23 protein-coding genes are annotated in these 24,098 nt (G+C 55.2%); 14 read left to right on the top strand and 9 right to left on the bottom strand.

Annotated elements, in window-relative coordinates; translation table 11 throughout:
• Position 1: 1 nt before the first annotated feature.
• Positions 2-1,024, bottom strand: coding sequence for a protease SohB (gene sohB / locus AC1MEA_RS19985; protein WP_219059785.1), 1,023 nt, complete (start codon positions 1,022-1,024; stop codon positions 2-4).
• A 206-nt stretch (positions 1,025-1,230) separates the two neighbouring features.
• Here sohB and AC1MEA_RS19980 point away from each other — a divergent pair, with 206 nt between their 5' ends.
• The 6 genes from AC1MEA_RS19980 to AC1MEA_RS19955 all read left to right on the top strand — a co-directional run bounded on the left by AC1MEA_RS19980 (position 1,231) and on the right by AC1MEA_RS19955 (position 6,582).
• Positions 1,231-1,941: a histidine phosphatase family protein gene (locus tag AC1MEA_RS19980; RefSeq protein WP_219059786.1), complete on the top strand. Its 711-nt coding sequence runs from the start codon at positions 1,231-1,233 to the stop codon at positions 1,939-1,941.
• A gap of 69 nt (positions 1,942-2,010) precedes the next feature.
• Positions 2,011-2,325 carry an SCP2 sterol-binding domain-containing protein gene (locus tag AC1MEA_RS19975; RefSeq protein WP_219059787.1) on the top strand — a complete coding sequence of 105 codons (315 nt, stop codon included), beginning with the start codon at positions 2,011-2,013 and terminating at the stop codon, positions 2,323-2,325.
• A gap of 203 nt (positions 2,326-2,528) precedes the next feature.
• On the top strand, positions 2,529-3,596 hold the full coding sequence (locus AC1MEA_RS19970) for a phosphotransferase family protein (protein WP_219059788.1): 1,068 nt from the start codon (positions 2,529-2,531) through the stop codon (positions 3,594-3,596).
• A 24-nt stretch (positions 3,597-3,620) separates the two neighbouring features.
• Complete coding sequence (locus AC1MEA_RS19965) at positions 3,621-4,388, top strand: SDR family oxidoreductase (RefSeq protein WP_219059789.1); 768 nt, start codon at positions 3,621-3,623, stop codon at positions 4,386-4,388.
• A 127-nt stretch (positions 4,389-4,515) separates the two neighbouring features.
• The gene (locus AC1MEA_RS19960) at positions 4,516-5,661 is read left to right on the top strand and encodes a Gfo/Idh/MocA family protein (RefSeq protein WP_480417162.1); all 1,146 of its coding nucleotides are present in this window, start codon (positions 4,516-4,518) and stop codon (positions 5,659-5,661) included.
• 141 nt (positions 5,662-5,802) lie between these two features.
• Positions 5,803-6,582 carry a TSUP family transporter gene (locus AC1MEA_RS19955; RefSeq protein WP_480417161.1) on the top strand — a complete coding sequence of 260 codons (780 nt, stop codon included), beginning with the start codon at positions 5,803-5,805 and terminating at the stop codon, positions 6,580-6,582.
• On the opposite strand, the gene nudC is transcribed toward AC1MEA_RS19955, so the two are convergent.
• From nudC to AC1MEA_RS19920, 7 genes are all read right to left on the bottom strand, one after another.
• Positions 6,550-7,386 carry an NAD(+) diphosphatase gene (gene nudC, locus AC1MEA_RS19950; protein ID WP_219059792.1) on the bottom strand — a complete coding sequence of 279 codons (837 nt, stop codon included), beginning with the start codon at positions 7,384-7,386 and terminating at the stop codon, positions 6,550-6,552. The two genes, AC1MEA_RS19955 and nudC, sit on opposite strands and share 33 nt — an antisense overlap.
• Positions 7,387-7,465: 79 nt before the next feature.
• Positions 7,466-8,278 (bottom strand): crotonase/enoyl-CoA hydratase family protein, encoded by an 813-nt coding sequence (locus tag AC1MEA_RS19945; RefSeq protein WP_480417160.1) that lies wholly within the window; start codon positions 8,276-8,278, stop codon positions 7,466-7,468.
• 292 nt (positions 8,279-8,570) lie between these two features.
• Positions 8,571-8,948 carry a response regulator gene (locus AC1MEA_RS19940; RefSeq protein ID WP_219059794.1) on the bottom strand — a complete coding sequence of 126 codons (378 nt, stop codon included), beginning with the start codon at positions 8,946-8,948 and terminating at the stop codon, positions 8,571-8,573.
• An 89-nt stretch (positions 8,949-9,037) separates the two neighbouring features.
• Entirely contained in the window at positions 9,038-10,219 is a 1,182-nt protein-coding gene (locus tag AC1MEA_RS19935) for a hybrid sensor histidine kinase/response regulator (protein ID WP_219059795.1), read from the bottom strand.
• On the bottom strand, positions 10,213-10,830 hold the full coding sequence (locus AC1MEA_RS19930; protein ID WP_480417159.1) for a chemotaxis protein CheB: 618 nt from the start codon (positions 10,828-10,830) through the stop codon (positions 10,213-10,215). Before AC1MEA_RS19930 ends, AC1MEA_RS19935 begins: the two co-directional genes overlap by 7 nt.
• The gene (locus tag AC1MEA_RS19925) at positions 10,827-11,648 is read right to left on the bottom strand and encodes a CheR family methyltransferase (protein ID WP_219059797.1); all 822 of its coding nucleotides are present in this window, start codon (positions 11,646-11,648) and stop codon (positions 10,827-10,829) included. The genes AC1MEA_RS19930 and AC1MEA_RS19925 overlap by 4 nt, the downstream gene beginning before the upstream one ends.
• A 68-nt stretch (positions 11,649-11,716) precedes the next feature.
• The gene (locus tag AC1MEA_RS19920; protein WP_480417158.1) at positions 11,717-15,217 is read right to left on the bottom strand and encodes a response regulator; all 3,501 of its coding nucleotides are present in this window, start codon (positions 15,215-15,217) and stop codon (positions 11,717-11,719) included.
• Positions 15,218-15,487: 270 nt separating this feature from the next.
• On the opposite strand from AC1MEA_RS19920, the gene AC1MEA_RS19915 reads away from it, so the two are divergent.
• From AC1MEA_RS19915 to AC1MEA_RS19900, 4 genes are all read left to right on the top strand, one after another.
• Entirely contained in the window at positions 15,488-15,856 is a 369-nt protein-coding gene (locus tag AC1MEA_RS19915) for a response regulator (protein WP_480417157.1), read from the top strand.
• A 286-nt stretch (positions 15,857-16,142) separates the two neighbouring features.
• The gene (locus AC1MEA_RS19910) at positions 16,143-16,661 is read left to right on the top strand and encodes an Hcp family type VI secretion system effector (protein WP_480417156.1); all 519 of its coding nucleotides are present in this window, start codon (positions 16,143-16,145) and stop codon (positions 16,659-16,661) included.
• A gap of 135 nt (positions 16,662-16,796) precedes the next feature.
• Complete coding sequence (locus AC1MEA_RS19905; RefSeq protein ID WP_480417155.1) at positions 16,797-18,095, top strand: glycosyltransferase; 1,299 nt, start codon at positions 16,797-16,799, stop codon at positions 18,093-18,095.
• Between the two features lie 190 nt (positions 18,096-18,285).
• Complete coding sequence (locus tag AC1MEA_RS19900; RefSeq protein WP_480417154.1) at positions 18,286-18,810, top strand: hypothetical protein; 525 nt, start codon at positions 18,286-18,288, stop codon at positions 18,808-18,810.
• A 51-nt stretch (positions 18,811-18,861) separates the two neighbouring features.
• Here AC1MEA_RS19900 and cobF read toward each other — a convergent pair whose 3' ends face one another.
• The gene (gene cobF / locus AC1MEA_RS19895; protein WP_480417153.1) at positions 18,862-19,620 is read right to left on the bottom strand and encodes a precorrin-6A synthase (deacetylating); all 759 of its coding nucleotides are present in this window, start codon (positions 19,618-19,620) and stop codon (positions 18,862-18,864) included.
• A gap of 130 nt (positions 19,621-19,750) precedes the next feature.
• Between cobF and AC1MEA_RS19890 the strand changes: the two genes are divergently transcribed.
• The 4 genes from AC1MEA_RS19890 (at position 19,751) to AC1MEA_RS19875 (ending at position 24,065) form a co-directional block, all read left to right on the top strand.
• Positions 19,751-20,656 carry an AraC family transcriptional regulator gene (locus tag AC1MEA_RS19890; RefSeq protein ID WP_480417152.1) on the top strand — a complete coding sequence of 302 codons (906 nt, stop codon included), beginning with the start codon at positions 19,751-19,753 and terminating at the stop codon, positions 20,654-20,656.
• Between the two features lie 241 nt (positions 20,657-20,897).
• Positions 20,898-22,208, top strand: coding sequence for an ABC transporter substrate-binding protein (locus AC1MEA_RS19885; protein ID WP_480417151.1), 1,311 nt, complete (start codon positions 20,898-20,900; stop codon positions 22,206-22,208).
• Positions 22,209-22,288: 80 nt separating this feature from the next.
• Positions 22,289-23,221, top strand: coding sequence for a carbohydrate ABC transporter permease (locus AC1MEA_RS19880; RefSeq protein ID WP_219059806.1), 933 nt, complete (start codon positions 22,289-22,291; stop codon positions 23,219-23,221).
• 10 nt (positions 23,222-23,231) lie between these two features.
• On the top strand, positions 23,232-24,065 hold the full coding sequence (locus AC1MEA_RS19875) for a carbohydrate ABC transporter permease (protein ID WP_219059807.1): 834 nt from the start codon (positions 23,232-23,234) through the stop codon (positions 24,063-24,065).
• Positions 24,066-24,098 lie beyond the last annotated feature (33 nt).

Below are 24,098 nucleotides of genomic sequence, written 5' to 3'. Positions count from 1 at the left end.
ATTACCAGAAGCGTTGCTGTGTCAGCCGGCTCCACCAACTCAACAAGACACGATCTACCGACCCACTGGCCGCCAAGCCGATCCGTTCCTGCAAGCTTTTACGCTCGGAATAGTGCAAATGGAAAACTTCAGCGACCTTGGCGCGCTCAGAAAGGTATTCATCACTGGTCTTGAGTTCGTCCACCAATTGTTTGTCCAGCGCCGCCATGCCAAGCCAGACTTCCCCGGTGGCGACTTCGTTGATCGCCAATTGTGGCCGGTAGCGCGCGACAAAGTTTTTGAACAGCTCGTGAGTGATGTCCAGCTCTTCCTGGAACTTCTCCCTGCCCTTCTCGGTATTTTCGCCGAACACGGTCAAGGTACGTTTGTACTCGCCAGCGGTCAGCACTTCAAAATCAATATCATGCTTCTTCAGCAGACGATTGACGTTGGGCAACTGCGCTACCACGCCGATGGAACCCAAAATAGCGAACGGTGCGCTGATAATCTTGTTACCAATGCAAGCCATCATGTAGCCACCGCTGGCCGCCACTTTGTCGATGCAGATAGTCAGTGGAATACCCGCCTGACGAATCCGCGCCAACTGCGATGAGGCCAAGCCATAACTGTGGACCATGCCGCCGCCACTCTCCAGGCGCAGCACCACTTCATCCTTGGCCGTGGCCAAGGTCAACAGCGCCGTGATCTCATGGCGCATGCTCTCGGTTGCGGACGCTTTGATATCACCGTCAAAATCCAGCACGTACACCCGAGGCTTGGCGTCGGCCAGTTTCTTTTCCTTCTTCAGGCTTTTGGCTTGCTCCTTGCGCAACGCCTTGAGCCGGTCCTTGTCCAGCAGCGATTGTTCAAGACGTTCGCGCAGACCTTTGTAGAAGTCATTCAGCTTGCTGACCTGCAACTGCCCGGCAGATTTGCGTCGGCCCTTGCTGCGCAGCGAGGCGAAAGCCGCCAGCACGATCAGAATGGCAACCACCAGGGTGACCGTCTTGGCCAGAAAGATTGCGTATTCAGCCATAAACTCCACAAATACTCCTCACACACTTTGCGCCCCTCCAATCAAGGGGCCGCGGATGACTCAAGCATACCGGCGTGCTTTGCAGACGGCCAGTCGATCGCGCGCCACGGATGTCCCGGAAACAACCATTCAAACAAGCGTATGTTTTTTCATTGACACGCTTGAAGCATCCTCATAACCTCGCAAAACCTTCAACGTCCCGGGATAACACCGACGTGGGCAGCATCTATTTGATTCGACATGGCCAGGCCTCCTTTGGTGCAGACGACTACGACGTTCTGTCGCCGATGGGTATTCGCCAGGCCGAGATCCTCGGCAAGCACCTGACACAGTTGGGCGTGAGCTTTGATCGCTGTCTCTCTGGCAACCTGCGTCGTCAGCAGCATACGGCTGAGGCGGTAATGGACCAGTTCAAGGCTGCCGGGCAATCCATAGCCCCGCTTGAAGTCGATCCCGCATTTAATGAATTCGACGCCGATGCAGTGATCCGCGCCCTGCTCCCCGCCATGCTCCCTGATGAACCGGAAGCCCTGCATGTTCTGCGTAATGCCGCGCAAAACCGCGCTGAGTTTCAGCGGCTATTTGCGTTGATCATGGACCGTTGGCTCAAGGGTGACTATGACACTGCGGGGCTGCAGAGCTGGCTCGGTTTTGTCGAGCAGGTTCAATCAGGCTTGCACAGGGTTCTCGATCAGGCAGGCAGCAAAGACCGGATCGCGATTTTCACCTCAGGCGGTACAATCACCGCGCTGCTCCACTTGATCACTCAGATGCCCGCGAAGCAGGCGTTCGAACTCAACTGGCAAATCGTCAATACCTCGCTCAACCAGCTTAAATTCCGTGGTCGCGAGGTAGCCTTGGCTTCCTTCAACAGTCATGCACACCTGCAACTGTTGCAGGCGCCGGAGCTCATCACTTATCGCTGAGACCGGCCCACGGCGACCTGAATGGTCGCTGGAACCTATCCACCAGAACCCCAGAAAAAGGATCGCACCATGACTTCTGTAGCTGACGCCATTCAATCCATGAAAGCCAAGTTCAACCCAAGTGCAGCTGCAGGCCTGGACCTGGTTTTTGGCTTTCGTATCGATGAAGAAACAAACTACTCCCTGATCGTAAAAGACGGTACTTGCGACGTTAAAGAAGGCGAGAACCCTGACGCTCAAGTGACATTGGTCATGGACAGCGAGACCCTTAAAGGCATCGTCAGCGGCGAAACCGACGGCATGCAGGCGTTCATGGGCGGCAAGTTGCGCGCTGAAGGCGACATGATGCTGGCCATGAAGTTGAGCGAGCTGTTCCCGGCTTAAAACTGGCTGCAATGCACGCAGAACCGAGGTCTCAGGGCCTCGGTTTTTTTTTCGCCTGCAGCTCACGGACACGCAGCGATCAAAGCCAATGATTGGCCAGCAACACGCTCACCTATAAGGCCGTTTCCAGCTTGTGAGCGGAGAGTGGCCGCATTAGATTAGTCAATAATGTCTGCACTCCATAATAAGCAGAAGGGATAAGCATGGCGCTTACTGACCAGTCCACCAAGATCCGCTCTGGCGAAGAACTCGACGCCAGCCTCATCGACCCCTACCTCAAGGCGCATATTCCCGGCCTGGTAGGCTCGCCTGAGATCAGCCAGTTTCCGGGCGGCGCTTCGAACCTGACATACCTGATCCAATACCCGGACCAGGAGTTCGTCCTGAGGCGTCCGCCTTTTGGCCAAAAAGCCAAGTCTGCGCACGACATGGGCCGCGAATACCGCATTCTCAATCAGTTGAATGTCGGCTTTCCGTATTGCCCAAAGGCTTACGTGCATTGCACTGACGAGTCACTGATCGGCTCTGAGTTCTATGTCATGGAGCGGGTCAACGGCATCATTCTGCGTTCTGATCTACCGCCTGAACTGAACTTCGACGCCCAACAGACCGAAGCGCTGTGTAAAAACTTTATCGACACGCTCGTCGAACTGCATCAGGTCGACTACACCGCGTGCGGTTTGGCGGACCTTGGCAGGCCCGAAGGTTATGTGAAACGCCAGATTGGTGGTTGGGGCGAGCGTTACGAAAAAGCGCTGACCCCGGATGCGCCGAGTTGGGAGACGGTCAGGGCCTGGCTCAAGGAAAAAATGCCAGCCGATCACCCCGTATCCAGCATCGTGCACAACGACTATCGGTTCGACAATGTGATTCTCGACCCCATTAACCCGATGAAAATCATCGGCGTTCTGGATTGGGAACTCACCACGATTGGCGACCCGTTGATGGATCTGGGCAACACCTTGGCCTATTGGATCGAAGCAAGCGACCCGGCACCGGTACAGCTGATGCGCCGTCAGCCTAGCCATGCGCCCGGCATGCTGACCCGTCGTCAGTTCGTCGATTACTACGCTGAACGCTCAGGCATCGAGATCGACAATTTTGACTTCTACTACACCTATGGCTTGTTCCGCCTGGCCGGCATCGTGCAGCAAATCTACTACCGTTTTTTTCATGGTCAGACCCAGGACAAACGCTTTGCGCAGTTCATTCAGATGAACAAACTGCTGGAGCAGATGAGCCTGCAAGTGATCGATAAATCCAGCCTTTGATTGCGACACAATAAGGAAGAAAACATGTCCAAGACCCAACTGTTCGACCTCGACGGCAAAATCGCTTTCGTTTCCGGTGCCAGCCGCGGCATTGGTGAAGCCATCGCCAAGCTACTGGCTCAACAAGGCGCGCACGTCATTGTCTCCAGCCGCAAGATCGATGGCTGCCAACACGTCGCGGACGCGATCATCGCTGACGGCGGCAAGGCTACTGCGATTGCCTGCCACATCGGCGAGATGGAACAGATCCATAACGCGTTCGCGCAGATTCGCGAACAGTTCGGTCGCCTGGACATTCTGGTCAATAACGCTGCAACCAATCCGCAATTCTGCAACGTGCTGGACACGGACCTGAGCGCGTTCCAGAAAACCGTCGACGTGAATATTCGCGGTTACTTCTTCATGTCCATTGAAGCCGGCAAGCTGATGCGCGAAAACGGTGGTGGCAGCATCATCAACGTCGCTTCGATCAATGGCATTTCGCCAGGCGTGTTCCAGGGCATCTATTCGGTGACCAAGGCAGCCGTGATCAACATGACCAAAGTGTTCGCAAAGGAATGCGCGCCGTTCGGCATTCGTTGCAACGCCCTGCTGCCAGGTCTGACGGATACTAAATTCGCCTCGGCCCTGGTCAAAAACGATGCGATCCTGAACATGGCGCTGGAACAGATCCCGCTCAAACGTGTGGCCGCACCCAGCGAGATGGCGGGCGCCGTTCTGTACCTGGCCAGTGATGCATCCAGCTACACCACCGGTGTTTCGTTGAATGTGGACGGTGGTTACCTGTCCTGATTCTCCTGTACGGGTGAAAAAAACAGCCTCCGGGCTGTTTTTTTACGACCTATATAAAGAATATATATTCCATATAAAACATATTAAGAATATATTTTCTGCATAACAACTCTAACCGGACTTTGTCATGCGCGAATCTTCTGTACCTCAATCTGCTCCTCCCATACTGGGCATTGGTCTGATAGGCACTGGCTTCATGGGGCGTGCCCATGCCCTGGCCTTTCGCAACGTGAGTGCCGCATTTCAACTGCCCGTGGACGTGCATCTCACTGCACTGGCCGATGCTGATGCCGCACGTGCCCAGCGATGCGCAAACGACTGGGGCTTCGCTCATGCTCATGGAGACTGGCAATCATTGATCAACGATCCCGGCGTGCACCTGGTGGCGATCACCACACCGAATCACTTGCACTACCCCATGGCCATGGCGGCACTGGCAGCCGGCAAAGCGGTGTATTGCGAGAAACCCCTGGCGATCAGCCTCGGTCAGGCGAGTGAAATGCGTCAGGCCGCCAAAGCAGCGGGCGTGGTCACTCGGGTGGGTTACAACTACCAGCACAACCCCATCATAGGGCTGGCACGACAGATGATCGCAGACGGCGATCTGGGCGAGATCATCGGTTTTCAGGGAGAGTTCAGCGAAGATTTCATGGGGGATCCCGCAACGCCTTGGTCATGGCGCTGTGAAGCTGCCCACGCAGGAGGCGCGCTGGCAGACTTGGGCAGCCATTTGCTCGCGCTGGCCCGTCACCTGCTCGGCGACATCGACACGGTGTGTGCCGACTCCCATACCGTGCACGCCCAACGCCCGGTTGCCGTGGGCAGCAGCGAGCAGCGCACCATCGCCGTCGATGATCAGACCCATGCTCTGCTACGCTTCGCCAACGGCGCGCGCGGTACGTTCAGCAGCAGTTGGCTCAAGCACGGCTACAAAAATCACCTGAGTTTCGAGATCAGCGGCACACGGGGCACCCTTGCGTTTGATCAGGAGCGACTCAATGAGCTGCAGGTTTACCGCTCAGGGCAAGACGGGTTTCAGCGGATACTCGCTGGACCAACACTGCCCGGTTATGCAGCCTTCTGTCCTGCACCTGGGCATCAGTTGGGGTACAACGAACTCAAGACGCTGGAAGTGCATGCATTGATTCAGGCGGTCTGCGGTCACGGCAACGAAGGGCCTGATTTCGAAGAGGCGTGGCAAGTAGAACGGTTAGCGGCAGCGATTCGCCTGGCGGCGGTAGAGCAGCGTTGGGTCAGAATGGATGAGGTGTGACCGCTTTTCCTGCATATTGTGCAGGTTTCGCGAACGGCTTGCCGCGGTCTAACCGATGCATCGATTTATCACCCGTTATGCGTAAAATGGTCGCCTTCTGGAGCAGCCATTCTGCCCAAGCCGTATAAGTCGATCCCTCGCATGCCTTTTGAACTCAGTGTTGACCTGACCACCCTCGCCATTCTTGCAGTCGTTGCTTTTGTCGCAGGGTTCATTGATGCGATCGCCGGTGGTGGTGGTTTGTTGACCACCCCTGCCCTGATGACTGCCGGCCTCCCACCGCACCTGGTCCTTGGCACCAACAAACTCAGTTCGACCTTCGGTTCGGCGATGGCCAGCTACACCTTTTTCCGACGCAAACTGTTCGACCCCAAGCAATGGATTCACGCGTTGGTTGGCACGGCAATCGGCGCAGCGATTGGCGCGGTGGTTGCGCATTACCTGCCTGCTGAGTGGATCAACCAGATGCTCCCGGTGATTGTGTTCGGTTGCGGCCTGTACCTGTTGTTCGGTGGCACGCCCAAGGCGCCACTGGACAGCGACGCGCCCATCAAGAAGAAGTGGCAACTGCCGCAAGGCCTGGGGTTAGGGTTTTATGACGGTGTTGCAGGGCCGGGCACAGGTGCCTTCTGGACCGTCAGCAGTCTGCTGCTCTACCCACTGGATCTGGTGAAGGCCAGCGGTGTGGCGCGCAGCATGAACTTTGTCAGCAATGCTGCAGCGCTGTCAGTGTTCATCTTTTCTGGCCAGGTAGACTGGCTGATCGGCCTGAGCATGGGTTCGTCGCTGATGATCGGGGCCTTCTTCGGCGCTCGTACCGCGATTCAGGGCGGCGCAAAATTTATCCGCCCTGTGTTCATTATCGTGGTGCTGGGACTGACTGTTCGCCTAGCCTGGCAACACTGGTTCAGCGGTGCCTGAACGCCTGGCCAGATACAGATCGATCAAGTAACGCGCGATGGAGCGGTGGGCCGGTAGCGGCGGCAGATCATTGATGTCGAACCAACGCGCATCTTCGATCTCATCCAGTTGCGGAACGATCTCGCCTCCCGCGTATTCGGCATGGAAACCCAGCATCATCGAATGCGGGAACGGCCAACATTGGCTGCCCATGTACTGGATGTTCTTGACCTCAAGCTGTACCTCTTCCATCACTTCGCGGCGTACGCAATCCTCCGCAGACTCCCCAGGCTCCGCGAACCCCGCCAGGGTGCTGTAGACGCCCGGCACGAAACGCGGCGAGCGTGCCAACAGGATTTCATCGCCACGGGTGATCAGCACGATCATGCTCGGCGAAATACGCGGATAATGGCGCAAATCACAGTGTTCGCAGTACATGGCGCGCTCACCCGGCACTTGCTGCATTGCTTGGCCACAGCTGCCACAGAACCGATGCTCCCGCGCCCATGTGCCTATCTGTGCGGCATAGCCGAGTTTCCTGTAAACGTCGAAGTCGCCTTCCAGCATGAACTGACGCAGCCCTTGCCAGGTGCAACCCTCGACGTCCACAGGATGTTTGAGCACCAGCAGATAGACCGGCTCACCATCGAAGTGGCCGATGCCGTGCTCGCTGAGCAACGGCAAGTCCTGACGCTTGAGCCATTCCCGTGGGAACATCACGCCGTTGCCGTCGAGCAGAAATCCTTGGGTACTGTGAACCACAGCCCAACCGCCGCTGACCTGGATATCCAGTACGGCCGTTGTCCAGCGCCTCGGGCGTGTCATGAATAATCTCCTCTGCTTGCGCACGTCTGGGTGATCGCTTGCAGCTCAGTGTTCCAGTCGGCCTTAATGGTTGAACTCTTCAGTTATCGAAGACTGCTTTTTGTTTGCTCATGTGCGCGGTCATCGCCAACCGAAGGTCCGCTGATTGCAGCATTGCCGCGTTCCACGTGGCAACGTATTCAAGGCCGTCATCGATCCGATGGTCACGCATGTAGCTGATCATCTCCTTGGTCCCGGCAATGGCGATCGGCGATTTACTGGCAATTTCACCCGCAATGGCCATCACACCTTCAAGCAGGCTCTGGGTGTTGATGAACGTGCGATTGACCAGGCCGATGCTACGCGCCTCTTCTGCACCGATGGTACGCCCGGTGTAGGCCAGTTCGCGCAGCATACCGTCGCCGATGATACGCGGCAGGCGCTGCAAAGTACCCACATCCGCTGCCATGCCCATGTCGATTTCCTTGATCGAGAATTGTGCATCTTCAGCGGCGTAACGCATATCACACGCTGCAATCAAATCGATGGCGCCGCCCAGGCAGTACCCCTGAATTGCCGCCAATACCGGTTTGCGACAGCTGTCCACGGCATTGAACGAAGCCTGGAGCTGCAGAATTTTGCGCCGCAGCACGCGTGCATTTCGCCCCACATCCTTGCCCAACTCAGTAGCGACCGATGCCAGCATCATCAAGTCGATACCCGACGAGAAGTGTTTGCCCGCGCCACTCAGGACCACGACGCGCACGTCATCTGTTTCATCGATCCACTGGAAAATATCGATGATCTCGCTCCAGAACGCGGCGTTCATCGAATTGACCTTTTCCGGCCGATTGATCTGCACATGAGCGATGTTATCGGTCAGTTCGACGTGGAAAGCCTGGTAATCGGACACGGTTGTCATCTTCGGAATACTCACAATTCTTGGTTGTAATGGTGCTCAGACTATAACAAGCACGCCTTACCAGCCGTAAGGCTGCGGTTATGCCATTTGCAGGACAAAACCCCCATTGGGCGGCGCGAAGTCAGACCGTTCGATCCGGGACCAAGGCGTTCCACATCGCTCGGGAGAAAGCAATCCGACGCCGAAGGAGGAAGGCACGTGAGTATTTCGGGATGGATGTCCGGGCGAGCAAAGAGGCAGTTGAGGCGTAATGAGATCGGGGATACTCACCACAACCACTCAATCACGCCAGCAGTTTTTTAATCTGGGTATGCAGGTTTTCCATCGTGAACGGCTTGGCCAGGATTGGCGCCTTGAGAGCGATAGGGCTGCCGGACTCCAGGATTTCGGCGGGGTAGCCGCTGATGAAAATCACCTTTAATTCAGGTCGTAACTTCACCGCCGGTTCAGCAATCATCACCCCCGATACTCCGCCCGGCAGGCGGTAATCAGTGATCATCAAATCCAGGTGAGGTTTGGTCGCCAGTATCTCGAACGCCTGTTCGCCATTTTCTGCCTTCAATACCCGGTAGCCCTCGCCCGACAGATAATCGGCGAGCAACATCAGGATCAGGGGTTCGTCTTCGACGATGAGTACGACATCTTCTGCATCTGAGCTCATGGGTGTGCCTTATATCTCTAAATAGCTGCCACTACGACCATGGCGCGCGGCGTAGGTTGCGCTGTACGTCGGATAATTGCCAACAGCTTTTAAAGCGGCAGACTCACCCTGAACAACGACCCCTTACCCTCTTCGCTATCTATGCTGATCGAACCACCATGGGCGGCGACGATCTGCTCGGAAATAAACAAGCCCAGGCCCAATCCGGCAATGACATGATTGGCCGATACCCGCTCGAATTGCTGGAAAATTCGTTTCTGGTTTTCTTCGCTGACACCAATGCCGTGATCAAGCACATCCACCCGCGCCTGCCCCCCGTCGCAGTACACCCGCACGTCGATCGGGTTATGAGAGCCATAGCGCAGCGCGTTGGTCAGCAAGTTCACAACCACCTGTTCGATGCGAAACTCATCCCAGGTCCCCATGACTGGCCCTTCGGCCGTAAAAGACAACGTCGACTCAGCATTAGACATTTGCGCGGAGAAGCTCTCCAGAAGGTTGCTGACCAGTTGCGCCAGATCGAAACGACTGGGACGAATCGACAGTTTGCCGGTACGAATGCGCGAGACATCCAGCATGTCTTCGATCAAACGAATCAAACTCTTGATTTGCCGCTCATCGCGATCGACCATGGCGCTCAGCTTGTCCAGGGTAAACGCAGCAACGTTGCCCTTGGCGAGGTGCAGTTTGCGCAGTTGGGTTTCCAGAATAAGCCCGTTAAGCGGGGTGCGCACCTCGTGGGAAACAATCGACATAAAGTCATCACGCATGCGCACCGCGTGCTCAAGTTCGTTCTGCGTGGACTGAAGTTGTTTGAGCAAGGCTTCCTGCTCGCGGCGGCTCTGCTCAAGGGCTTCGACCTGCTGCTTCATCGCCTTGCGTTGACGATAAAGGTCGACGAACACATTGACCTTGCTCTTCACCGCATGGATATCCAGCGGCTTGTGCAGAAAGTCCACTGCGCCACTTTCGTAGCCCTTGAATGCGTAATTCAACTCACGACCGGCGGCACTGACAAACACGATAGGAATATTTTTGGTTCTCTCGGTACTGCGCATCAACTCAGCCAGTTCGAAGCCGTTCATTCCTGGCATTTGCACATCGAGAATGGCCAGAGCGAACTCATGCTGCAGCAACAGCGAAAGCGCCTCATCAGCAGACAGGGCTTTAAAGACCGTGCGGTCCTCACGCTTGATCAATGCCTCAAGCGCCAGCAGGTTTTCTGGTAGATCATCGACGATCAGCAGGTTGGCTTGGATTTCACTTAGCATGCGGTTCTTTCCAGCTCGATCAGCAATTGGCCGATGTCGTGCAACGGTAGGATGTGATTCGGCATGTGTAACGCCAACGCTGCTTCGGGCATGGTGGGTGCATGAGACAGCCGGGGGTCTTGAACCACCGTGAATCCGCCATGATGCTTGATCAGAGCCAATCCTCGAGCACCGTCCTGATTGGCCCCGGTCAGCAATACTCCGGCCAGGCGAGATCCATAGGCATCAGCGGCCGACTCAAAAAGGATGTCGATGCTGGGTCGTGAATGGTAAACGCGCTCTTCCTGGCTCAGCGACAGGCTGAAGTCTTCCTCCACAGACACGTGATAGCCGGGAGCGGCGAAATACAACGTACCAGGAACAATTATCTCTTTGTCATCGACTTCTTTAACCGGAACAGGCAGGCGCCGCTGAAATATTTCAGCCAAATGACTGCGGCGCTCATCAGGTAAATGCAAGACCGTGATAATTGGCAGAGCGAAGCCTGGCGTCAACGCGGAGAAAATCTTCATCAAGGCATCCACACCGCCAGCCGACGCCCCGATGACAATGGCATCGACAACAGGCAACGCGCGAATGGGTAAGTGGCGGTGTTGTTCAGTTGTATTCATGACTTACGGTAGATCCGCTCCTGTTTGACAAACGTCTCGAATTTTTTGCTATAGGCGGAAAAATCGAGTGTTTCCTTGCTGCCCAGTACCAGAAAACCCCGATGGCAGAGCGAATCGTGAAACAGCCCGAACGCCCGATCCTGAAGTTTTTTATTAAAATAAATCAGTACGTTACGGCATGAAATTAACTGGGTTTCTGAAAATACACTGTCAGTTGCCAGGCTGTGATCGGCGAACGTGACGTTCTCGCGCAGCGTCTTATCGAAAATAGCGTGGTCATACGCCGCGGTGTAATAGTCGGAAAACGCCCGCTGCCCGCCTGCCCGTTGATAGTTCTCGGTGTAAGCACGAATATTCTCCAGTGAGAATATGCCCATCTTGGCCTTCTCCAGCGAACTGGGGTTGATATCAGTGGCGTAGATGATGGTTCGATCAAGCAGCCCCTCCTCGCGCAGCAGGATCGCCATGGAGTAGACCTCCTCCCCTGTACTGCAACCGGCGATCCAGATCTTGATCGAAGGGTATGTCTTGAGCAGTGGCACCACCTCCTGACGAATCGCCAGAAAATGCCCAGGATCGCGAAACATTTCACTGACCGGGATAGTCAGGAACTGCAAGAGCTGCATGAACGCTAAAGGGTCATGCAGCACGCGTTCCTGGAGCGCCGAGATGGTTTTGCAGTCGAACTGGCGCAACGCATGATTGACCCGACGCTTGACCGAGGCGCCAGAATAATCACGAAAGTCGTAACTGTATTTGAGGTAAATCGCCTCCATCAACAGACGCAATTCAATTTCGGTGTTCCGCTCAAGCGACATGGCACAAATCCAGATACTCGGTTCCAAGAGTCAACTTAGTGGCTTCAATGCCTGATACGTTCAATGAGTCAGATCCGTTCCATTTTGGGCAGCCATACGCGAATCAACGAAAACAAACGGTCAAGGTCAATGGGCTTGGCCAGGTAATCATTGGAGCCCGCCTGCAGGCAGCGCTCCTGATCGTCTCTCATGGCTTTGGCCGTCACCGCGATGATCGGCAGCTTGCGCCAGCGTGGATCCTTGCGAATTTCCACGGTCGCTTCGTAGCCGTCCATCTCGGGCATCATCACATCCATCAACACCAGATCGATGTCGTCGACATCATTAAGCTTGTTGATGGCCTCTCGACCATTGCGAGCGATTTCAACGACCGCGCCTTTGTGTTCCAGGGCACTGGTCAACGCGAAGATGTTACGCACGTCATCATCGACCACCAGGATTTTACGGCCCTCAAACACCTTGTCCCGGCTGCGGGCGGTCCTGAGCATTTTCTGGCGTTCGCTGGACAGTTTCGATTCGACTTTGTGCAGGAACAGCGTCACTTCATCCAGCAAACGCTCAGGCGAGCGGGCACCCTTGATGATGATCGAGCGGGAATATTTGAGCAGCTCGGTTTCTTCATCGCGCGTCAGGTTGCGCCCGGTGTAGACGATCACGGGCGGAAACGAGCAGATGTCTTCGGTGGACATACGCTTGAGCAGGTCGTTGCCAAGCATGTCAGGCAGTTTCAGGTCGATGATCATGCAGTCGTAGACGTTATCCCGCAGCAGATCCAACGCATCCTGGGCGAACCCGACAGCGGTTATCTCGATGTCATCGTCACCAATTAATCGCGCGATACTGTCGCGTTGCAGGGCGTCGTCTTCCACCAGCAGGATGCGCTTGACCTTCTGGGTCAGCTTGGCCTCGAGCTTGGCGAAAACATCCTTCAGTTCTTCACGGGTGGTCGGCTTGACCGCATAACCGATGGCCCCCATGTGCATAGCGGCTTCCTGGCGATCCTCTACAGAGATCACGTGGACCGGGATATGTCGGGTCGGCGCCAGTTCTTTCAAGCGTTGTAATACGGTCAGACCCGAGTGATCCGGTAGACGCATGTCCAGCAGAATCGCGTCGGGTATGAACTGTGCCGCCAGGTTGAACCCTTCGTCAGCGGCATGGGCCACCAGGCATTGATAACCTAATTCGTGAGCCAGATCGTAAAGAATCTGCGCGAAGCTGACCTCATCCTCGATCACCAGCATGCAGCGGGTGCTGAACGGTGCCTTGTCGCGATCATCGGCAAAGTCTGGAATAGCAGGCGCTGTCGGAACTGTCGCCGCAGCAACGGGGATGACCGGCGGCATCGCCATTACAGGTGCTGCAACCGCGACCGGCTGTTCGCCATATTCGAGCTGGACCTGCTCGACGTATTGCTCAGGCACCACCAAGGTGAAGATACTGCCCTGCTCTGGCGCGCTGGTGACGGTGATCGAGCCACCCAGCAATTTGGCCAGATCGCGGGAAATCGACAGCCCAAGACCGGTGCCGCCGTAACGCCGATTGGTGGTGCCGTCGGCTTGGCGGAATGCCTCGAAAATGCTTTCCTGATGTTCTTCGGCGATGCCGATCCCGGTGTCGCGCACGGTGAAGGTGATGCCCTCGCCCGGCTGGCGCGAGACGGTCAAACTGACACTGCCACGCTCGGTGAACTTGATCGCATTGGACAACAGGTTTTTCAGTACTTGCTCCAGGCGCTGGCGATCAGTAAACAGCAGCGTGGGCGCACCTGCCTGTAATTCGACTTGAAAGTCGAGTTTCTTGTCTGCGGCCATGGGTTGAAACATACCCCGCAGGCCTTCGACCAACCGCGCCACACTGGTGGTTTCCGGGCGCATGTCGAGCTTGCCGGCTTCGACTTTGGAGATGTCGAGAATGTCGTTGATCAAGTTCAGCAGATCGTTGCCGGCCGAATAGATCGACTCGGCGAATTTGACCTGCTCGGCCGTCAGGTTCTCTGTCGGGTTTTCCGCCAGCAGTTTCGCCAGAATCAGTGAGCTGTTGAGCGGCGTACGCAGCTCATGAGACATATTGGCAAGGAATTCAGACTTGTATTTGCTGGAGCGCTGCAGCTCTTCAGCTCTTGCTTCAAGTTCAACCTGCGCAATATTCAACTCTTCGTTGTTACGGTCCAACGCATCGCGCTGATCGGCCAGGGCTTGGCCCTGCTCGGCCAACTGCTCATTGGTTTGCTCAAGCTCCGCCTGCTGGGCTTCCAGATGGGCCTGAGACTCCTTCAGGATGTGTGACTGTTGTTCAAGTTCTTCGTTAGCGGCTTTAAGCTCTTCCTGCTGCACCTGCAGTTCTTCATTGAGCTGCTGGGCTTCGGCGAGTACGTCCTGCAAGCGCTGGCGGTAACGTGCCGCGTCAATCGAGGTGCCGATGTTGTCGGAAATCACCTCAAGGAACTCGACATCGCGTTCGGTCAACGCCCGCAAAAAGCCCAGCTCAATCACGCCATTGACCTGGTCGTCATTGCTGGTCGGCACGATCAGGACGCTACGCGGCGAACCATCGCCCAGGCCCGAGCTGACTTTGAAGTAATCGCCCGGCACATCGTCCAGGGTGATGATCTTGTCTTGCAGCGCAGCCTGACCAATAACGCCCTCGCCGCTGTAGATCGACTGCTCGCGCTGTTCCTGCTCGCGAGAAAACCCGTAAGACGCCACACGCGTGAAGCCACCATGTTCCTGACGGACATACATCGCGGCCACGACAGAGCCCAGGTATTGAGCAAAAAACTGCAGCACATTGCGGCCCAGCACGTTCAATGTGAGTTGCCCCAGCACTTGTTCTGCGAGCTCGCTTTGCCCGTTGCGCAGCCACGCCACGTGTTGCAAGCGCTGAGCGTTATTCTCTTGCAGCTTCATGTTTTCAATGTAACTTTTTGATAATGCGAACATATCACGCCGGCCTATATAGGCCAGGAAGCCGCTGATCAGCACCACAAAAATCAAATACAAGGTGACTGTGAGAATCGTAGTGTGCGTGACTTCTTCGTTGCGAGTGACGCGCAGTTGTTGCTCCATCGCCACGATCTGATCATATTCGCTGCGAATTTCGTCGGTCAGACGCTTGCCTCGACCAGCGGCAATAGCTGATTGATAATCGCCATTTTTTCGGCGCAACGTGATCATTTCCTGGGCAAAATCGTTCCACTCATCCTGCAAGGCGGAAAGACGCCTCAAGCGATCCACTTGCTGAGGGTTATCGGCAACCAGCTCGTCCAGGCTTTTGAGTTCAGTCACCACCCCAGGCTTGGCGACTTCATAGGGGTCGAGAAAGTGCTCATCACCGGTGAGCAGAAAGCCGCGCATGCCCGTTTCCATGTCGATGGACAGCCGGAGCGAATGATTGGCGTTGTTAATCACGCGGTCGGTGTGTTCGACCCACTGGATCACCGTCAATAAATAGGTAATCAGAGCGATAAAAAAAACAGCGCTCAGCACACCGACACCCAACGGCAGGCTGATGTTGCGGCCCAATATTTTACGGAAGCGTTGCTCGTCAATCGAAGACGGAGAGTTCATCAAAAGGTCCGGGCGAATTCATCGAAACGACAGAGTCTGCCGCAAACGTCTGCAAAAGACTGCTTTTCTAGCACGAGAAGCGGAAAATTCAGGCATAACGCCATGAAACGTCCTACAAAAAATCTCATCAGGCTGAAAAACGAGCAGAAAGTAACCCAAACGGATAGTTTTTACTGCTAGAGGGAACTTGTCGCTATCATTTACATACTCATTAACATGCTGTCAGAAACAATCAGCTGTGAATCATTGCCTTTTTTCAGGGAACATTTTATGTCCGCCCCCACCAGCACCATCCTAGTGGTCGAAGACGACAACATCGTGCGCATGTTGATCGTCGACGTGCTTCAAGAGCTGGATTACAGCGTGCTCGAAGCCGCTGACGGTAAAGACGCGCTCGCCCACCTGGGCGACGGTCAGAAAGTCATAGACCTGCTGATGACCGATCAGGGACTGCCCGATATGAACGGTCGCGACTTGGCGACCGAGGCCCGAAAATTACGCCCCAGCCTGCCCGTACTGTTCGCCAGTGGGTATGCAGAAAGTATCGAGGTGCCGGAAGGCATGGACGTCATCGGCAAGCCGTTCTCGATTGATCAGCTGCGAAGCAAGGTGAAAGGGATTTTGGGCCAAAAAGCCTGATATGCAATTCTGCAGAACCTGAACCCGCCAATGCCCCAAAAGCTCATCGGATCTGATTTCGAAGGGCTCTTGGCCAATGCGCAAAATGCTCCGCTGACATGAGCAAGAACTTGCTCAATCAGAGTTAAATGCTTATCAAAAATCTCTAAATAGCTTTAATAAATAAATCTATCCGCATGATTTATATCAGATTATTTTTTACGGCATGGCTTTTGATAGATGAAGCAGCGTCCGCAACGCATTAGTTTTTACGGACACCGTCTGTTTATCTTGAAAGGAGCGTTTCATGCCAACACCCGCGTATATGATTCTTGAAGGCAGTAAACAAGGCCAGATCACTGCTGGCACTTTCACTGCTGATTCGGTTGGCAATATCTATCAGGAAGGCCACGAAAATAAAATCCTGGTCCAAGCCTTCAACCACCAAGTCATCGTTCCCCGTGACCCACAATCCGGTCAACCTACCGGCCAACGTGTGCACAAACCGCTGATGATCACCAAAGTGTTCGACAAGTCTTCACCGCTGATTTTTCAGGCATTGATTTCTGGCGAAACTTTAAACAAATGCCATTTGGCGTTTTATCGGACATCCGGGACTGGTGGGCAGGAGCATTACTTCAGCATTGAGCTGGAAGACGCTTTGATCGTCGACGTGCAGTCACGCATGCCGAATTGCCAGGATCCGGCCACTGCGCATTTCACTCAGCTTGAAGATGTTTACTTCACTTACCGCAAAATCATCTGGACCCATGAAGTCTCTGGCACCTCCGGTTCCGACGACTGGCGAACCGCCAATGCAGCCTAAAGCAGGCTGAGCGCTACGCCACATCGGCCAGTTTTTCTGGCCGATGTTTTTATGGGGCGTCACTCTGATGGCACCGCAGCTTTAATCCGCCTTGTGGTTTAATTGCGCCCCACGATCACCCTGAACTCTCTCCCCATGAGCCTGCCCCACTCAAGCACCCCCACCCACGTGCTCATCATTGGTTATGTCTGGCCAGAACCGCGCTCGTCTGCAGCGGGTGGTCACATGATGCAGTTGATCGAGTGCTTTCTGAGTCAAGGCTGGCAAATCACCTTCAGCAGCCCTGCGAGTGAAGGCGAACACAAAGCTGATCTGGCCGCTCTCGGCATTGCCGAAGTCAGCATCGAACTGAATAACAGCAGCTTCGATGTGTTCATCACTGAACTCAAGCCAGACATCGTGCTGTTCGACCGTTTCATGATGGAGGAACAGTTTGGCTGGCGCGTGGAGAAACATTGCCCTGACGCGCTGCGCATTCTCGAAACCTCGGACCTGCAAAGCCTGCGCGACGCCCGGCATCAACTGCTAAAAGATCACCTGAAGAAAGACCCTGACCCTGATGATTTTTCTGGGTTTTTTGGCACCTCACCTCAAGCCATTTTTCCGTACATGGCGGCCAGCGATCTTGCCCAGCGCGAAATTGCCGCGATCTACCGCTCCGACATCAGCCTGATGATCTCCGACGTAGAAATCGACCTGTTGGTCAATCAGTTCAAGCTCCCCACAGCCTTATTGCACTGGTGCCCGCTGATGCTCGATGGCACGCCGAGCAGCGCGCGCCTCTTCGAGGAGCGGGCGCACTTCCTTAGTATTGGTAACTTTCGCCACGCGCCGAACTGGGATGCGGTGTTATGGATGAAAAATACGATCTGGCCACTGATTCGCCAACAGCTACCCTCTGCGCAACTGCACATCTACGGCGCTTATACCCCTCCCAAAGCCACTGCCCTGCACAACGCAGCACAGGGGTTTCATGTAATGAACTGGGCGGAAGATGCACTGGAGGTGATGTCCGGAGCGCGAGTCTGTATGGCCCCTTTGCGGTTTGGTGCTGGCATCAAAGGCAAGATCGTCGACGCCATGCTCTGCGGCACCCCCAATGTCACCACGCCTATCGGCGCTGAAGCCATGGCTGGCGAACTGCCATGGCCGGGCGCGATAGGCAGTAGCGCCAGCGCCATCGCAGCTGCAGCCGTCGAACTCTATCGGGACAAAACCCTGTGGACACAGGCGCAAACCAACGGCTGGGCGATAGTGGATGCGCGCTATCAATATCAGCAGCACTGCGCGAGCCTGATCGCCCGAATCGAAGCATGCCGGCAGAACCTGCAACAGCATCGAATCGATAATTTCACCGGGGCCATGCTGCGTCACCATCATCACAAAAGTACCCAGTACATGGCGCAATGGATCGAGGCCAAAAATCGAACTTAGCGGTGAATTTGAGGGGGCTGCGCCCCCAATCTCGGCTCTGACAAACTGTACGAAATAGCAGTGCCTTTAAGTACGAAATCTCCTAAAAATAGGTATGGCGGATTGTCCTAGGCATTAGGCTGATAAAATTTCTGCGTTTCTATTTAAAGGATTAAAACGCGAACTTCGGGGGCTGAGTTCGGAGTTTGGTATGGATATCCGCCTTATGGAGATGACGAAAATGACCCATATTGGATTAAAGAAGGCATCGAATATGCGCAGGCGAAAGGTCATTATGCTGGCTAAACGGCTATGTCTCTATTGCCTGCTTTTATCTTCATTGGGCTATAACGGCTGGACATGGCTCACCACCCAGAACCTTCCCAAGCTGGATAAGGTTTTTCTTAAATACCCATTGCCTGATGATGCTTTTGTCTACGGCGTCAGTACAAATGGGGGTGGCGCTACAGTGGGGTTCAGCTACAGGTACTACCTAAGTAAAGGCCTGGCCACAGATGAGGAGACTCTCTCTATGCTCACCGATGAACAACCCTTTCTGATAACAAAAGATCCGGAGGTAACAGTCGAAAGCCGCGGCGCGGAGTTGGATGTTCGGGTGGCTGGCCGCATTAATCAGTTTCATAGCCAGGCCCTGCTCCGCCAAATTGGCAGCGATGGCTACACAGTGGTCAATATCAATCTGACGTCGACCAGCGGTAAAGTCGATCATCCGTAAAATTCAATTGCAGTTGGCATTGAGACCTTCGCAGGCAATCCTGCGAAGGCCTCAGCGCGGTCTACGCAACAAATAAGTGTCCATGATCCAGCCTTTCTCGCGCCTGGCAGCTTCGCGGGCGCGGCGAATTTCAGCGCTGACGTCCTTGAGCTTACCCGCAATCAGGATTTCATCGGGGGTGCCCAGGTACGCGCCCCAATAGATGTAAAGATCGGTATCGGTCAGGGTCTCAAACGTGCAATGGGCGTCGAGCATCACCACGACGTTATCGATATCCCCCTCCGGGCTCTGTGCCAGGCGCCGGCCGGTGGTGATCTGGATTGGCTCGCCAATGCGGTTCAATGGTATCCGGTGCTGGGCGACCAACGCCTGAACGCTGGTAATACCCGGAATGACCTGATACTCAAACGACTGCGCACCGCGCTCAAGTACCCGCTCAAGAATCCGCAAGGTGCTGTCATACAGCGACGGATCGCCCCAGACCAGAAACGCGCCAACCTCCCCGTCGGCCACTTCATCGCCAATCAGTTGCTCGAACAATACGGCGCGCTGCTCATGCCAGTGCTCGATGCCCACCTGATAGGAGTGAGGATCGTCTTCGCGCTGCGGATCCTGCACCTGTACCACGCGATAATCGTCTCGCGTCATGTAGCGCTGGCAAATCTCCTTCCTCAAACGCAATAAATCGTCGTTGGCATAACCTTTGTCCAGGATGAAAAACACGTTCGTCCGGTTCAGCGCGTTGATGGCCTGAACCGTGATGTGTTCCGGATTACCCGCACCGATGCCGATCAGCAGAATGTTCTTCATGAGCTCACATCCAAAACCACGGTCTTGCTCATTTTGTGCCCTTTAATACGACCCTTCGTTAAGTCCATGTTACCGCTCAGCCAAATAGTGCACATTAGGACCTGAGCGAATCACCATCGACGACCAGTCCATGACCAAAACAACAAGAATCACCGACCCCTCCTACGAACTGATGGACGACCATAACGGCCTGTCGATCATTTATCGCGAGCATGGTTTTCCCTGTCCTTTGGTGCGCTGGCATTTTCATAAAGAATACGAATTGCACCTGATCGTCGCCAGTTCGGGCAAGGTGTTCATCGGCGATTACATCGGTAACTTCTACCCTGAAAGCCTGTTTTTGACCGGGCCGAACCTGCCGCACAACTGGATCAGCCAGGTAGGCGAAGACGAAGTGGTGCCCAAACGCGACATGCTGGTGAATTTCACCGACGAGTTGTTCGAGAGCGGCAACCAGGTGTTTTCCGAACTCAAAACCCTGACCCCGCTGCTGGAGCGCGCGCAATACGGGATCGAGTTTCGCTGCAAACGTACGATCCGTCAGGCGATGAAGCTGATGCAAAAAATCGCCGACAGCAGGGGTATCAGCCGGCTGGGGCATTTTTTCATATTGCTGGAGCTTCTGGCCGCGAGTGATGACGTCCAACTGCTCTCTGGCACGACCTTGCCGCAATTGGCCGATGAACACAGTATCGACCGCACCAACCGCGCCGTGGATTACATCTTCGTCCATTACGCGCGCGAGCTGCCTCTTGAAGAGGTCGCGGAGTATCTGGGCATGAAACCGACGTATTTTTCCAGGGTCTTCAAGCAGGCGACTGGCCGTTGCTTCGTCGAGTTCGTCAATCGCCTGCGCGTCAGTAAATCCTGCGAGCTGCTGGCAGATGGCAATAAACCGGTGACCGATGTGTGTTTCGAGTCCGGTTTCAATAATATTTCCAATTTTAATCGGCGTTTTCAGCAGCTTAAAGGCATGACGCCATCGCACTATCGTCGTTTGGCCGTCCAGCGCCTGACCGAACAAAACCTGTACTGATTCACCCCGCCTTCGTCCCCTTCAACTACGCTGAAACCGCCCGACGCTATGCCGGAGCGATATTTCAGTGCATTTCCGCTTGCGCCATGAGTGCAAAAAAGTATCGGTTTGAGTGCAGTGCAGGATTTGTCATCTCTCCCTCAGACCGTTGTAATCAGTTCACAGTCTTCCTTGCCTCCGGAAGATACAAAAACAATAACTGACCTTCTGCAGCTCTCGGAGCGCAGGAGAGGAGAGATCGATGAAGGCTTCAGTAAAAGCGCTACTCGCCAGCACCTGCCTGGTACTTGGCGGCACGGCCGTCGCCGGTACAGTGACCATTGCCACGGTCAACAACAGCGACATGATCCGCATGCAACGCCTGTCCAAAGCCTTCGAACAACAGCACCCTGACATCAAACTCAACTGGGTGGTGCTGGAAGAAAACGTTCTGCGCCAACGCCTGACCACCGACATCGCTACAAAAGGGGGCCAGTTCGATGTGCTGACCATCGGCATGTACGAAGCGTCGTTGTGGGGTCAGAAAGGCTGGCTGGAAGAGATGAAAGACCTGCCTGCCAGCTACGCACTCGATGACGTGTTCCCCTCGGTACGCGATGGCCTGTCTGTTGACGGCAAGCTGTATGCCCTGCCGTTCTATGCCGAAAGTTCGATGACCTACTACCGCACCGATCTGCTCAAGGAAGCAGGCCTGACGATGCCTGAACGCCCGACCTGGACCGAGATCGCGGGCTTTGCTGAAAAACTCACCCATCGCGACAAGGAGCAATACGGTATCTGCTTGCGCGGCAAGGCCGGTTGGGGCGAGAACATGGCGCTGATCAGTACCGTCGCCAATGCCTATGGCGCCCGCTGGTTCGATGAGCAATGGAAGCCTCAGTTCGATCAACCCGAGTGGAAAAACGCACTGAATTTCTACGTCGAAACCATGAAAAATTCCGGGCCGCCCGGCGCATCGAGCAATGGTTTCAACGAAAACCTGGCCTTGTTCAACAGCGGCAAATGCGCGATCTGGGTCGATGCCAGCGTTGCCGGCTCTTTTGTGACCGATAAAACTCAAAGCAAGGTCGCCGACCATGTCGGCTTCACTTATGCGCCGCATGAGGTCACAGACAAAGGCTCGGCCTGGTTGTATTCCTGGGCACTGGCCATTCCAACAAGCGCAAAGAACCAGGCTGACGCCAAAACCTTCAGCACCTGGGCGACGTCCAAAGAGTACGCCGCACTGGTTGCCGAGAAAGACGGCGTAGCCAACGTGCCGCCGGGTACTCGCGCCTCGACCTACAACGAGGCGTATATGACGGCTGCACCGTTCGCCAAAATCACCCTCGAATCGTTGAAGGCAGTCACACCCAAAACCCCTACGCTAAAACCAGTGCCTTATGTCGGCATCCAGTTGGTGACCATCCCTGAGTTCCAGGCCATCGGCACGTCGGTCGGCCAGCAATTCTCCGCAGCCCTGGTGGGCACGATGACAGTCGATGCCGCCCTGGCCGCCGCGCAAAACTCGACCGAGCGCGACATGAAACGAGCGGGTTATCCGAAGAAATAGTCCTCTGACTATCGCGTGTGTCGAGAGGCCCTCCGCCCCTCGACATCGTGTTCACGCTTGCGTCCAGGTTCGGAGTCATCATGAATACCTCAGCCGTTAACCCCCGTCTGGACACGTCCAGTCAGCAACCCCAGGCCAAACGTCGATGGGTCAAACCCGGCTGGTTTCTGGTCAGCCCTTCCGTACTGCTGTTGCTGGTGTGGATGATTGTGCCACTGGGCATGACGATCTACTTCTCGCTGATTCGCTACAGCCTGTTGAATCCCGGCGAGAACGAATTCGTCGGACTGGAAAACTTCACCTACTTCATTACCGACAGCGGCTTCATCCCCGGCGCCACCAACACCTTGCTGCTGGTGGGGAGCGTGCTGGCAATCAGCGTGATTCTCGGTGTCCTGATTTCAGCGCTGCTGGAAGCCAGCGAATTTTTCGGTCGAGGTATCGTCCGCGTGTTGTTGATTTCGCCGTTTTTCGTCATGCCGACGGTCAGTGCACTGATCTGGAAGAATCTGATTTTCCATCCTGTCTCGGGGATTCTGGCTGCCATATGGAAGTTCTTCGGTGCGCAGCCGGTGGACTGGCTTGCCCACTTTCCGCTGCTGTCGATCATCATTATCGTGTCCTGGCAATGGCTGCCCTTTGCCATCCTGATCCTGATGACCGCCATGCAGTCGCTGGATCAGGAGCAAAAAGAAGCCGCGCGTCTGGACGGCGCCGGTCCCTTGGCAATTTTCTGGTACCTGACACTGCCCCATCTGGCACGGCCCATTGCCGTGGTGATCATGATCGAAACGATTTTTCTGTTGTCGGTGTTCGCCGAGATTTTCACCACCACCAACGGCGGTCCGGGCTATGCCTCGACCAACCTGGCATACCTGATCTACAACCAGGCTTTGCTGCAGTTCGATGTCGGCATGGCGTCGGCTGGCGGTTTGATTGCCGTGGTTATCGCCAACATTGCCGCGATCATCCTGATTCGGATGATTGGCAAAAACCTCACCGATAAGTCATGAGGGCCTTGCCATGATGACGCTCAAACAATCCCGCCGCGTCCAGAGCCTGGTGCTCGGCACCCTGTCATGGGCCATAGCGGCGCTGGTGTTCTTCCCGATTTTCTGGATGGTGTTGACCAGTTTCAAGACCGAAATCGACGCTTTCGCCACGCCACCGCAGTTCATTTTCACCCCGACGCTGGAGAATTACCTGCACATCCAGGAGCGCAGTGACTATTTTCACTTCGCCTGGAATTCGGTGCTCATCTCCTTCAGCGCCACGGCCCTGTGCATGCTGATCGCCATACCGGCGGCCTATTCCATGGCCTTCTTTGAGACCAAGCGCACCAAAGGCACCTTATTGTGGATGCTCTCGACCAAGATGCTACCGCCGGTGGGCGTGCTGATGCCGATCTACTTGCTGGCTAAAACCTTCGGCCTGCTGGACACGCGACTCGCCCTGATCATCATTTACACCCTAATCAACCTGCCCATTGTCGTATGGATGATCTACACCTATTTCAAGGATATCCCGCCGGACATTCTCGAAGCCGCGCGGCTGGACGGAGCCACGACCTTGCAAGAAATCTTCCGGGTGCTGGTACCCATCTGCAAAGGTGGCCTGGCGTCTACAGCCCTGCTGTCATTGATCCTGTGCTGGAACGAGGCGTTCTGGTCGCTGAACCTGACCTCGTCCAATGCCGCGCCATTGACGGCCCTGATCGCCTCCTACTCAAGCCCCGAAGGCTTGTTCTGGGCCAAGCTCTCGGCAGTCTCGACCCTGGCATGCGCACCGATTCTGATCTTCGGCTGGATCAGCCAAAAACAGCTGGTACGCGGCCTGTCTTTTGGCGCCGTCAAATAGCCTTTCTACCTTTTTAGAATAAAAACAGAATAG

Source organism: Pseudomonas sp. ASL8, from assembly GCF_056680355.1.
This window is presented reverse-complemented; position numbering and strand designations above follow the sequence as displayed.